This is a genomic window from Roseburia sp. AF22-2LB, assembly GCF_003461125.1.
GTDB lineage: Bacteria > Bacillota > Clostridia > Lachnospirales > Lachnospiraceae > Roseburia_C > Roseburia_C amylophila.
On the sequence record NZ_QTWM01000009.1, the window covers coordinates 1 to 13,140 of the forward strand.

General features: G+C 42.2%; 12 protein-coding genes. 3 read left to right on the forward strand and 9 right to left on the reverse strand.

The genetic code is table 11. From position 1 onward, the window contains the following. Positions 1 to 122: 122 nt before the first annotated feature. From DWX96_RS11945 to thrH, 7 genes are all read right to left on the reverse strand, one after another. On the reverse strand, positions 123 to 335 hold the full coding sequence (locus DWX96_RS11945; RefSeq protein WP_117697354.1) for a FeoA family protein: 213 nt from the start codon (positions 333 to 335) through the stop codon (positions 123 to 125). 123 nt (positions 336 to 458) lie between these two features. Then, positions 459 to 2,054, reverse strand: a complete 1,596-nt coding sequence (locus tag DWX96_RS11950) for a MutS-related protein (RefSeq protein WP_118057656.1) — start codon at positions 2,052 to 2,054, stop codon at positions 459 to 461. A 38-nt stretch (positions 2,055 to 2,092) separates the two neighbouring features. Beyond that, a complete protein-coding gene (locus DWX96_RS11955) occupies positions 2,093 to 3,589 on the reverse strand; it encodes a C69 family dipeptidase (protein WP_117697357.1) in 1,497 nt (498 codons plus the stop codon). A gap of 40 nt (positions 3,590 to 3,629) precedes the next feature. Then, complete coding sequence (locus DWX96_RS11960) at positions 3,630 to 4,526, reverse strand: YARHG domain-containing protein (protein ID WP_117697359.1); 897 nt, start codon at positions 4,524 to 4,526, stop codon at positions 3,630 to 3,632. 127 nt (positions 4,527 to 4,653) lie between these two features. After that, on the reverse strand, positions 4,654 to 6,303 hold the full coding sequence (locus DWX96_RS11965) for a Na+/H+ antiporter NhaC family protein (protein WP_118057666.1): 1,650 nt from the start codon (positions 6,301 to 6,303) through the stop codon (positions 4,654 to 4,656). A gap of 43 nt (positions 6,304 to 6,346) precedes the next feature. After that, a complete protein-coding gene (rsmH, locus tag DWX96_RS11970; RefSeq protein WP_022244131.1) occupies positions 6,347 to 7,402 on the reverse strand; it encodes a 16S rRNA (cytosine(1402)-N(4))-methyltransferase RsmH in 1,056 nt (351 codons plus the stop codon). Positions 7,403 to 7,404: 2 nt separating this feature from the next. Further along, positions 7,405 to 8,004: a bifunctional phosphoserine phosphatase/homoserine phosphotransferase ThrH gene (gene thrH, locus DWX96_RS11975; RefSeq protein ID WP_118057665.1), complete on the reverse strand. Its 600-nt coding sequence runs from the start codon at positions 8,002 to 8,004 to the stop codon at positions 7,405 to 7,407. 143 nt (positions 8,005 to 8,147) lie between these two features. On the opposite strand from thrH, the gene DWX96_RS11980 reads away from it, so the two are divergent. Both DWX96_RS11980 and DWX96_RS11985 read left to right on the forward strand, forming a co-directional pair. Continuing rightward, positions 8,148 to 8,549, forward strand: coding sequence for an AEC family transporter (locus DWX96_RS11980; RefSeq protein ID WP_118057655.1), 402 nt, complete (start codon positions 8,148 to 8,150; stop codon positions 8,547 to 8,549). A 222-nt stretch (positions 8,550 to 8,771) separates the two neighbouring features. Next, positions 8,772 to 10,265 (forward strand): hypothetical protein, encoded by a 1,494-nt coding sequence (locus DWX96_RS11985; RefSeq protein WP_118057654.1) that lies wholly within the window; start codon positions 8,772 to 8,774, stop codon positions 10,263 to 10,265. Position 10,266: 1 nt separating this feature from the next. Here the strand turns inward: DWX96_RS11985 and DWX96_RS11990 are convergent, their stop codons facing one another. Together DWX96_RS11990 and DWX96_RS11995 are read right to left on the reverse strand one after the other, a co-directional pair. Next, complete coding sequence (locus DWX96_RS11990; protein ID WP_197420827.1) at positions 10,267 to 10,554, reverse strand: hypothetical protein; 288 nt, start codon at positions 10,552 to 10,554, stop codon at positions 10,267 to 10,269. Between the two features lie 23 nt (positions 10,555 to 10,577). Next, complete coding sequence (locus DWX96_RS11995) at positions 10,578 to 11,111, reverse strand: histidine phosphatase family protein (RefSeq protein ID WP_118057653.1); 534 nt, start codon at positions 11,109 to 11,111, stop codon at positions 10,578 to 10,580. A 255-nt stretch (positions 11,112 to 11,366) separates the two neighbouring features. On the opposite strand from DWX96_RS11995, the gene DWX96_RS12000 reads away from it, so the two are divergent. Then, positions 11,367 to 13,076: a methyl-accepting chemotaxis protein gene (locus DWX96_RS12000; RefSeq protein WP_118057652.1), complete on the forward strand. Its 1,710-nt coding sequence runs from the start codon at positions 11,367 to 11,369 to the stop codon at positions 13,074 to 13,076. The last annotated feature ends 64 nt before the right edge of the window (positions 13,077 to 13,140 follow it).

Sequence of the window (13,140 nt, forward strand, 5' to 3'; positions counted from 1 at the left end):
GCAGCCAATAAAACTGCTACGCTTAAAAGTCTAACTTTTTGGGGTCACATCAACCATCGGACTGCTTCCCTTTTTTTACGCGGATAACCCACAAAATATTTTCCCGCGTTTATACGATTTTCCTATACCTGTATCCGGTCTGCAATTTCATTTCCCATTGCAAATCTGCTGTCTTTTGCCCCAATAATTACATAGTCACGCATTTTCTGGATGAGCTGTATGCGTTCCCCCTCATCTACAGAGTGGCTATGCAAGAAATCAAGCACTTCCGGCTGACCAAACATCCACTGAATGGTATAGGTTTCACCTGGTGTTGCTTTTGACAATGCCTGCATAGAAATCCCTCCTTTTCTCCTATTGTAGTTTTCACCTGCCCTGTTAGTCAATTGCTATCTTAGTTGCAATCTTCCAACAAATAGTATACGTATATAACAGGAGTAAGATACGGATTTTCTCTTTTATCTTTTTAAAATATCCTCCAAATCCAGACCATAACGTTTGGCAATATCCCTTGCATAGCTTAAGCCATCCGGCGTTGTCCGGATGACCCGGTAACTCCGGGTACCCTCTTCTTTGCTCTCCATCATTGCCACCAGATTATCGATTTTTCCTCTATTCTTCATATGCCCATTATAGGTATCCAGCTGCTGTGTCAAATCATGAATATGGGTCACATAAAGACCGCAGCAGCCGATAATTCCAATTCCGGTCAGCACCTCTGATGCTATGTAGCCTGCCTCAAGTCCACTGGTACTGGAAAAAGATTCATCCATCAACAGCATATCCGTATCTGACAGTTGTTTCATGATTTCACTCAGTCTTACACACTCACTTTCCAGTCTGCCCATTCCATAATTATTTTCATCAGAGGATGGAAAATGTGTAAATATTCCGGACACCGGACTCATTACCGCCTCTTCTGCCGGAACAAACAGCCCCAGTTGAAATAACGCCTGCGCCATTCCGATAGAATAGGCAAAAATAGATTTTCCTCCGTGATTTGGACCGGTTATCAGATAGAATCGTCCATTTTCATCCAGTTCAAAGGAATTAGACACAATCGTTTCCTCTACGGAATTCACTGCCAGCATAGGATTGTATACATGCTTTAACTCACAGCGTTTTTCCTGCATGGACGCTATCTTCGGTCTGCACATGGCAAATCCCTTTTCTTTCATGGAAAGAATAAATTTTACTCCGGCAGTCAGAAAACGGATATCATCCAATAAAGCAATAAACATATTGGTATTAATGTGATAATAATTCTGTACCAGCGGTTCAAACTCCCTCAGCGACTTTGCAAAAATAGTCTGCAAAGCCGCATTCATGGAATAGTCTATAGCATCCTGTTCATCATTGTGCAGCACCCGGCTCAGAGGATAGAGTGCCGACATCAGATGCCATTTATCATTTTTCCCTTTTTTCAAAAGCCGGTCCATGATAGTTCCTGGATGGAACTGCTCCTCATTGACAGAAATCAGTCCGGCTTCTTTCGGTCTTAAATTGCCATCAAGATTAATACCTACGGTTACGCTTTTGATATGCCCGAAGTTCAGTTCCATTTTCGGAAGTTCCTCATTCAGGCTCTGGTACTCGCTGCTTGCTACGATTGAGTGAATTTCTTTTTTGAAATTCTGCATACCTTCCGAATGAATCTCTGCTTTTTCCAATGCATCCGCAAACAGATTTACAATTTCCTGATACATTTCAAGATATCGCACCGAACGCAGGGCTGAATCCGTCGTAAAATCACTGTTTAATACTCTTCGCATATCATTGATATTATAAATAATGGATACCGCCTTGCAAAATGCCTCGTAAAGTGATGGATTTTCCACCAGATCTTCTACTACGCCCAGACGATACTCTAATACCCGCTCATCTGTAGAGAAGAAATTTTCCAGTGAAAGGTCTGCCACTCCCCGGTAACTTTCCTTAATCAGTATTACCATAGCATCAATTTTTAATGCGTGGATAAATTTATAATCCTTCATGGGAACGGCTTTGTTCCGGTCATAATCCGGTGGATATAATAAATGAAAATCTGTCTGCATTCCACTTACGCTCCTTTTCTCTATTGTGCCCTTCTCTGTCACGCATCTGAACGTGAATATGCATTTTTCATCTGGCTGCTTAATTCAAACAGTACCTTATCCAAAGTATCCTGTGTTTCTTTCTTAAGCATTTCTGCTATCGCATTATTTGCCTGCTGCATCAGTTTCTGTCTGTTTGCTGCGTCCTTTTCTTCTGCCAGAAGTGCATCATAGGTATGCAGCAGTTCCCGCCCTTTTGCCATCACATGCATCTGATAGCGTTCGATGTGAAAAAGGGATCTGTGATAAGAGGCATCTGCCATAGCTGCAATCATACGGCTTGCCCAGTAGAAATTATCTGTAGAAACTTCTCCGGTGGTATTGGATACATATTCCGGCGTTGTCTCCACTTCCCCGTAAAACGGAACCAGCACATTAAATACATTGGATGCAAATGCTACCCACTGTATGATGCTTCCTGTATTTTCGGTAATGTCCGCCTGCTCCGGCCGCATTTCAATCACAGAAAGGAAATCATTCCGGTTAACTCCAATGGAACGGAATGCGCCTTTCATGGATTTTTCCCCATAAGAACCATATGGGTCATACGGTGTTCCCTGAAAATGTGCGGATAATACATATTTTACATCTTCGATTGTTACCTTTTTCTCCGGTTTTAAGCACCATGGAATATCATCGGATGCCGGCGTATAATCAGCCTGCTCCCCATCCCATTTATAGGTATGTGGGTTGAGATAACGCTCCATAAACCAGGCTCTTGGTGTATTGTATACATGGTCGGAATCATCATGGGAACCAAATGCATCTCTTGGATTTAACTTTCCATCCAAAGAAAGGTCAAGATGATTCTTTTCAATAAATTCCCGCAGATCCTTTGAGCACATATAGTCCTTCTGTGTAGTAAGGGCATCCTCTAAATCAAAGCTGTCAAGTCCCAGCTGGTTTGGCATTACCACATAGACATCATCCGGCACTCTTCCTGCCATCCAGTGATGTCCGCCAATGGTCTCAAGCCACCAGATTTCATCCTTATCCTGAAATGCAATTCCATTCATCTCATAGGTTCCATACTGCTCCAACAAACTGCCCAGGCGAATGACACCCTCTCTTGCACTGTGAATGTACGGAAGCACAATGTATACAATATCCTCTTCTCCAATGCCGCCGATAATCTCTTCCCTGCCATTTTCTGCCGGATGGTAGGTCACCAGAGGATCTGCTCCTAAGACGCGGGGATTGGAAGTTATGGTCTCTGTTGCAGTCATGGCAATCTTCGCCTCATTGACACCGCAGGCAGCCCAGACACCTTCCCCTTCTACCGCATTCGGCATTGCCGTGTAACGCATCGGATGCTCCGGCAATTCTATTTTCACATGAGATAATACCGACTGATAGATTGTCGGCTGTTCTTCCGGATGAATTACCACATATTTCTTAGGTGTAAAATGTCCGGCACCGGAATCATCATTTCGTGCAATTATGGTTGCTCCATTATAAGAAGCTTTTTTCCCTACTAAAATAGTTGTACATGGCATATCTGTTCTACCCCTTTTCCTGTTTCATTGAATGTTATTTCTAACGATAGCCCATCTTCGTCTCATAGTTCACGATGGTATCCTCATTGGTTCTCTCTATTTCCGATAACATATCTTCTTTGAAATCGTCCGGTTCAATGGTTCCGTTGTACCAGGATTTTCCATCGAAATATTCCTGCAGTCCTTCATCTAAGAATTTTCTTCCATGTCTTGCATAGATTTCATTTCTGGCAATCCGAAGGTCCTCCTGGGTCAGATTCTCCAAATCAGCTTCCGTTAATAATCGGCTGGCACTCTCCGGAAGAATATATTCTGCTTCCTCTTCTCCAACTGCTCCGTCTGTTCCCATGTCCTCATTTCCGGTTGTATCTTCTTTATTTATTACTTCGGAAGTTTTCTCAGATGCTTCCTGCTGTCCGCTTACACCTTTCCTATCTGTCTGCTCTGTAGACATTTCCGTCTCTGTGGTCTGCTCCGTTGTAACCACCGGCTTATCGGTAATATCATCCTGCTTTGCCGGCTGATTGCCCTTGATAAATAACAATACTATAATTGCAATCAGAATAATAATAAGAACTGCTGCACCGATTAATAAATATACCATGGCACCGGAGCCGGATTTCTTCTCAGTTTCATTCTTATTTTTATTTGATATTTTTTCACTGTTCTTTGTTTTTGTTACTTTCTCATTCTCATTCTTTTTTTGTTGTGGATGTGGTGCCGGGCTTGCCTGTCTTACCGGGGTCTGCTGCTGTGTCGGTGCCTGTTGCGGTACTGAGTTTCTCTGCGGTACCGGAGTCGGTTGATTTACCGGTGCTTTCTGCGGTGTCGGATTTGGCTGGATTGCTCCCGGCTGAAAAGCTTCTACTTTCGTTCCGCATTTGGTACAGAATTTTGCATTTACCGGTAATGCATTTCCACATTTTGTACAAAACATTTTCTTTCCTCTTTTCTGTTATTTTATGTTTCTTTTGTTTCAAATTTTCAAATTATTTTTATTATAGATTCTATTGTACAAAAATGCGGGACACCAATTCCGTATCCCGCATTATCTTTTTTATCTTTTAAATTTCTTCCCGTCCTGTTCTGGAACGAATTACGAATAATACGCCAATTAATACCACGATACAAACCGGAAGTGCCAGCCATGAAATTCCTGCCAGTCCGACTGCCTGCAGGATACCAATCAGGAAATAGCCTAATAAGCAGACAACCGCAACAGTCAATGCATACGGAAGCTGGGTTGCTACATGGTTAACATGCTCACAGTGACCACCGGCAGATGCCATAATTGTGGTATCTGAAATCGGTGAGCAATGGTCTCCACAAACTGCTCCTGCCAGACAGGACGCAATGGAGATTACCATCATCTGTCCGCTTGGGAATACACCAAGAACAATCGGAATCAGAATACTGAAGGTTCCCCAGGAGGTTCCGGTTGCAAATGCTAAGAACGCTGCTACCAGGAAGATAATCATTGGCAGGAAGCCCTGCATTGCATTTGCTGAATTTGCTACCAGATCAGCCACGAATACTTTTGCTCCTAAGAGATTGGTCATTCCGGATAAGGTCCATGCCATAGTCAGAATCAGAATCGGAGCAATCATCGCCTTAAATCCTTCCGGAATACATTCGGTAAATTCCTTAAAGGATAAAACATCACGCAACATGTAATAGATAAAAGTAAATACCAGTGTTACTGCGCCGCCAAGAACCAGTCCGACGGAAGCATCACAGCCGGAGAATGCCTCTACAAAGGAAGTTCCGCTGAAGAAGCCACCGGTATAAATCATGGCTACGATACAGCTTACAATCAACACAGCTACCGGAAGAATCAAATCCAGTACGTGAGAGTTTTCTTTTACAACTTCCTCTTCATTATCTTCATACGGTCTTCCCGGTGTGGTAAACAAATCACCTTTGATTGCATTCATTTCATGGGTTTTCATCGGTCCGAAATCCACGCGCAAAAGAGTAATTCCAATTAACATTACCAATGTCAGCAATGCATATAAGTTATATGGAATTGTCTGGATAAATACCGCAAATCCATTGATTCCGGAATCTGCCGGAACAGAAGAAGTAACTGCTGCTGCCCAGGAGCTGATTGGTGCGATGATACATACCGGTGCTGCCGTTGCATCAATAATATAAGATAATTTTGCACGGGATACCTTGTGCCGGTCTGTAACCGGACGCATTACACTTCCTACGGTCAGACAGTTAAAATAATCATCCACGAAAATCAATACACCAAGAATCATAACGGAAATCTGCGCTCCGATTCTGGTTTTAATATGCCGGGATGCCCACTTTCCAAATGCGGCAGAACCACCTGCACGGTTAAGAAGGGATACCAAAATGCCAAGCATGACAAGGAATACTAAAATTCCCACATTTCCTGCATCTGACAGTTTGTATATCATACCACCTTCTTCCTGGAATAAAATGGTATTTAACATTAATTCAAGGTTAAAATTGGAATACAGTAAACCACCTACAATAATTCCTGCCAGAAGTGAGGTATAAACCTCTTTGGTAATCAATGCCAGTCCGATTGCAATAACCGGCGGAAGCAAAGATAAAATCGTTGCATAGACTTTACACTGATAGCTGTCAGCATCAGCAATTGTTCCTGGTGTCTGGCTTGTTACGACCATAAGTATCACAATAATCGCAATAAATACCAGCATACCAATCTGTTTTCTTTTCATTTTCACTGTTTTCGTCTCCATCTCATTGTATTTTCAAAATAACCTACTCTGCCTTAATTGCCCAGCGCATCTTAGTAGAACGTGCCCGTCCGTTCTGCGCACACTCCTGTGCAGATGGGCGGATTACATCTTTGGCATAATCGGCATAAATGCCTGCCCGATAGCCTTCTTTTAATGCTTTCTTTACTAACTTGTCTTCGCCGGAATGGAAAGTTAAAATTGCGGCTCTTCCGCCCGGTTTCAATGCATCCGGCAGTTTCTCCATGAATTCATACAGCACTTCAAATTCACGGTTCACATCAATACGAAGTGCCTGGAAGGTTCGTTGGCAGGTCTTTTTTATCGTATCCTTTTTCTCTTTTTCCGGTAGAAAATCAAGCGTCTTTTCAATGATATTCCTTAACTTTGTGGTGGTATCAATCCGGTTGCCTTTTCGAATCTCATCGGTAATCGCTTTTGCCAGTTCTTCACAGTATGGCTCATCCGAATTTTCATAAAGCATTCCCGCCAGTTCATCCTTTGTAATGGCAGCCAGGCGTTCTGCTGCACTGATTCCGGCTTCCTGGTTCAGCCGTAAATCCAGTGGGCCATCCACTTTAAAAGAAAATCCACGCTTCGGATTATCAATCTGCATGGAAGATACACCCAGGTCCGCAAGAATAAAATCAAATCCGCCGGCTTCTTTTGCAATTTCATCTATCGTACAGAAATTCTGTAATCGTATTGTCAGAATATCTTCTCCAAAACCGGCCTCTTCTAACCGCTTTCTTGTCCTGGCTGATTCCTCCGGGTCTACATCCGTTGCATAGATGTGTCCCTGCCCTTTTAGGCACTGCAGCATTGCTTTCGTATGACCGCCATATCCCAAGGTCGCATCAAAGCCTGTTTCTCCCGGTTGGATTTTTAAGAAATCCAGAATTTCATTTACCATTATGGAAATATGCATTCCGGCAGGTGTGTTTCCTTTTTTTATTACATGCTCAATCGTATCTTTATATTTTTCCGGCTGAAGTTCTTTATATTTTTCTTCAAATTTCTTCGGATATTTTCCACTGTAACGCACCCTGCGTTTGTGGGTTGTCTGGTTTTCCTCTGCCATAATTAAAGAGCCTTCTTGATTGCTTCCATTAACTCATCATAAGTCTCAAATGCAGGCAGTTCCGGATGGTCTTTCTTAATCTGCTCGGTGCTGCGGAATAAGAATCCTGCTTTACTTGCCTCAATCATTCCAAGGTCATTGTGGCTGTCTCCGCTGGCAATCGTCTCATAACCAATGGACTGTAATGCTTTTACTGTAGTCAGCTTGGAATTTTCAATTCTCATCTTAAATCCGGTAATCTCACCGTCCTCTGCCACCTCCAGAGAATTACAGAAAATGGTAGGCCAGCCTAATTTCTTCATCAGAGGTCCTGCAAACTGGGTAAAGGTATCACTGATGATGATAACCTGTGTCATGGAACGAAGTTCATCTAAGAACTCTTTTGCTCCCGGCATCGGGTCAATTTTTGCGATGGTTTCCTGAATTTCTTTTAATCCAAGTCCATGTTCTTTTAAGATGCCAAGTCTCCATTTCATCAATTTATTGTAATCCGGTTCGTCTCTTGTAGTTCTCTTTAATTCAGGGATTCCGCTTGTTTCTGCAAATGCAATCCAGATCTCCGGTACCAATACTCCTTCCAGATCAAGGCATACAATGTTCATGTCCATAATTAATCCTCCATACAAACATATTTAATTCAACAAATTACTTCCCTAAAGTATACCTTATTATGAATAAAAGTACAAGAAAGAACCTCATTTTTCAGAAAGCCAAAGCTTTTCTCATAGCCAATATGTGACAAGCTATGTTAATCTTACCAGAGGTATCGGTACACCATACAATTACCTCTGTTGGAAATGTAAGCTTCAGTCTTGCGCTGATTTTCCTGGGTGCAACTCTTTCTTATATTTCCTTAAAGAATCTCGACTTTATTTATGATTATTTCTTTCTGGTAATTGTCAAAATGATTCTGATTCCGGTTGGTGTTGCAGCCGTGGTATCACATTTCCTTACTCCGACCGAAACAACCATTCTTACCCTGATGGCATGTATGCCAGCCATGTCCGCCATTCCGATGATGGCAGAAAACTACCATTCCGATGCGGAATTTGCTTCTAAGACCTGCTTTGTCATGACACTTTGCTCCGTCTTTACGATTCCGCTGGTCTTCTTCCTCTTAGAACTTCTCGGCATCCACATTGGCTGATGATTGGTCTTCTTTCTGAAATATGCTATAATGAGCAGTGCCATCCCATAAAATAATAACCGGTTTTGCTTGCAAAACACCGGTTATCATTTTATGGGATGATAGTGCGAAGCACGTACATCTTGAAAATCTTCGATTTTCAAGATGCACTGCGTACTAACTTAATAGTGACTTATCAAATGCTTATTTTAACTTTAAGAAACCCTTCAGAAAGGAGTCTCCATGAGTATCTTATCCAACCTATCCAGTAAAAAACGTACCTTTGAAGTAGCAGAACCAGACCGGAAATATCTGGCACAGGGCATCTTCTTCATTGCCCTGGGAACCATTCTTATTTCCTGCATTACCGTTACAGAGCTTAATCTGATGCCTCGTTATCTGCTGCTGGCTGCCGGTATTATCCTTGGCATCTTCGGCTGTTTCCGATTATTGAAATTCCATAAAGACGCCAAAGCTTTCCGCAACTACGAACCTGCCTGGGACAAAGGCAGAGGCATGTATGACCGGTTTGCCAAAGAATATAACCAGTGGAACGAAGATGAAACTCCTCCGGTAAGCTGTGATGGTGATATTACATATTTTCTGAAATTACAGCAGGAACGTCTTAAGGAAAAGGGACTTCATATGGAAAACCGTGTCATTCCGGGAAAGGGAAATACTTTTGGTACTGCCTGTCTCACCCACAAGAGTGCCTGGTATACCTCGGATACAACTTATGAAGAAATCCGCCATAAGTTCTCTTTTTCCAACACTTCCGGTGAACTCTATTCCCGTGATACCGAGCAGGTTATGTATGAAACAATTGTACACAGCCCTAACGAACAGCAGCTTCCCTTTATTACCGCAACCTGTCCAAGCTGTGGTGCCGTTAATCTGGTTTCCAATCTGACGGAAGGCTGTCCTTACTGCGGTACAAAATTTCGCATAACGGATTTATTTCCCCGTGTCATGAATTTATCCTTTGTAATAAATCCATCCTCTAACCGGAATATGCAGGTATTTCACAATACCATTTTACTTACCATGCTGACATTTTTTGCTGGATTCTTCCCATTCTTTCTCATTGAAAAACAGGAAATTCTTCCTCTGGCACTGTTCTCTGCTTATCTTGCCGCACTAATTGGTGGCGGATTCTTAGGCTTGCTGTTAGGAGATTTGCTGCTTCTTATGGGGCTTGGCAACCGGGATGGCATGAAACATATTTCGGCTTTTGGCTTTCTGCGTACAAAACGGAAGTTAAAGGATACGATGCTTCGTTATGATCCGAATTTCTCTTATGAAAAGTTTGAAAGCCAGATGATTTCTCTTGTACGCATGGCGGTATTTTCCAATGACCCATCCACGCTTTCTTCCTATCGTGGTGGTACATTAGACGAGCGTTTCAAAGATATCATTGAAATGACTTATACCAGTGGCATGACACTGAGAAATCTGTCCGTGGAAAACAATCAGCTGCATATGACCTTACGAACCTGGTGGATAAATTACAGCGAAAAAAATGGAAATATTTCCAAAACCGGTGACTGTATTGATGTCACTCTTTTGCGAAATATTTCCACTCCGGAACCACCTGGATTCTCCATCAGTTCCGTTATCTGTAATAGCTGCGGTGCCAGCTTTGATGCAGTACGACAGCGGTATTGTCCATTCTGTCACAGCGAATATCATATGGAAGATAAGACTTTTATTATCGAAGATATGAAATTAATCCGATGAACTATTCTTTTTCTTCAAAACCATGCTGCAGAAATTCATTCCATGCAGCATTGGTTTTTTCTAATTCTTTTTTCTGCATAATCGCATTCCGGTCACTTAAAATGGCAAGCATTTCATCTACAATTTCACCCTCCGGCAGATATTCATAGTGTGATAAATACCATAACATCCTCTGTGCCGTAAAATCCGTATTCAGATTCCGGGTAATGACATCACAGAATTCTTCCGGATACCCTCGCTCTGTCATGATATGATAAAGCTCTATACTCTTTTCCGACTTCGGTTTCATTTTCCATTCCTGCCCTTCGTCTCTTAGAATTCATATTTTAATATGGCACAGTTCTTCACGCCAAATGCAGCATATTCTTCATTGGTCATTTCATAAAAATAGGACTGCACAACTCTTGATATGCCATTGTGTGCCACCAGAATATAAGTCTTATCGGAAGCTGTTACTTCATCCAGAAGATTGTAAATTCTCTGTGCCAGATGCAGCATAGATTCTCCGCCGTCATAGCGGGTGATAAACTGTCCCTTTGCAATCTTAAATTCTGTTCCATCCCGCGGTGTGGATTCAAATCTGCCAAAGTTCTGCTCTTTTAAACGAAGCTCTTCCCTTGCCGGAATTCCGGTAATTTCCGAAATATGCAATGCAGTATCTTTTGCCCGGATTAATGGGGAATATAATATTTCATCCGCCTTTATGCCTTCTTCTAATATTTTCTTTCCGGTCTCAATTGCCTGCTTATGTCCAAGCTCAGTCAGTGCAATATCTGTTGCACCACATATCTTATTTTCTACATTCCATATGGTCTGTCCGTGCCGGACAAAATATACATATCCCATACTGTTATCTCCCTTAATGCCTTATTTATGTTCTTCGTCATTTTAGCGGTTCACCGGAAAAATGTCAATTTTCATATGTTTAAACAAATTTGAGGAATAATCAGTTTCCAAGTCACTTATTGTCTAAATAATTTTGACTTATTTCCCATAAAGTAGTAAAATTATGATAAATATTTAGATTTTCGCTTTTACTTTTACTATTGTATAACGCAATTGGTGCCATAGTGCCATTGTATATAACGAAGGAGGAACGTTATGTTTGAGAATCTTAAAATTAGAAAACGTCTGGGGAAGGCATTCCGTATTATCGTGACATCCTGCTCCATCGCAGCCGTCCTTGGTGTGGTTATGCTGATTGTAACCATGACTCTGTATAAGAATGCCCTGAACAATTATGGTTTTTCACAGGGTGACATCGGCAAAGCAATGGTTGCCTTTACCGATACCCGATCTGCCACCCGTGCTATTATCGGATATGATGATGACAGTCTGATTAGTCAGATGTCCGATACCCATGATGAAAGAAAGGCCACTTTTGAACAGTATTGGGAAATCGTAGATGAAGTTACTACCACCAGCAAAGAGCAGGAAATCTATGATTCCATTGATACCAAGCTGGAAGATTACTGGACTACTGAGCAGAAAGCAATTGATACCGGCAAAACAACTGACCCGGGTCAGAGCGCAAAAGCCCAGAATATAATGGTTGATGAAGTAGCCCCATTATATGATGAAATCTATTCCGGAATGAGGGACTTGATGAATACCAAAGTAACAGAAGGAGATCGTTTAGCAGATACACTTTTTGTTGTTTCCCTTATTTTTATCATTATCATTGCTGTAATTATTATCGTATCCATCCTTGTTTCTTCCAAGATGGGAGCTTCCATTGCAAGGGGAATTTCAAAACCTTTAGTCGCACTGGAGAATCGTCTTAGCACTTTTGCACAGGGTAATTTACATGACCCTTTCCCGGAGGTGAAATCCAACGATGAAGTTGCAAGTATTGTAGCCACTTCTACTGAAATGGCCGAAACACTAAACGCACTCATCACTGATGTAGGTGTTCTGATGGAGGGCATGGCAAATGGTGATTACACCATTCAGTCCGAGCATTCCGACAAATATGTCGGTGACTTCGAACAGTTACTGACCGCAATGCGTGGCATGCGTGATGCAATGGTACATACTATCCAGATGATTGGAGAAGCTTCTTCCCAGGTTTCTGCCGGTTCCATGAACCTTGCAGAATCTTCCCAGAGTATGGCAGAAGGTGCTACTGAGCAGGCCGGTGCCGTACAACAGCTTCAGGCAACAATCACTGATATTACAAGTAATATTGAACAGTCCGCTGATCAGGCTCAGATTGCTTATGATCAGGCAAAGCAGTATGCTGCTGAAGCAGAAGACAGCAGTGCTGAAATGAAAGCCATGGTTGATGCTATGGCACGTATTGATGAAACTTCTAAGAAGATTGGAAATATTATTTCTGAAATCGAAGATATTGCTTCCCAGACCAACTTACTTTCTCTGAATGCTTCTATCGAGGCTGCAAGAGCCGGCGAAGCAGGACGTGGATTCGCCGTTGTTGCTGACCAGATTCGTCAGCTTGCAGAGCAGACAACCAAATCTGCTGTAGATACCAGAGACTTAATCGAAGGTGCCCTTCAGGAGATTGCTGAAGGTAATGCTGCTGCAGACCATGCTGCTGAATCTATCGGAAACGTTGTAAATGGTATCCAGCAGATTGCTGAATCTTCCAAGCACATCAGTGATGTTGCTAAGACTCAGGCAAATGCCATGGATCAGGCAGAACAGGGTGTAAACCAGATTTCTGAGGTAGTTCAGTCCAACTCCGCATCCGCAGAAGAGACCTCTGCTACCAGCCAGGAGTTATCTGCACAGGCAACTTCCTTAGATGAACTTGTTGGAAAATTCATCTTACCGGAAGACACTGAACAGTAAAATATACCAAAGCCCGTGAAATCATAAAACAACTTTGATTCCACGGGCTTTTCTTTTATTCCAA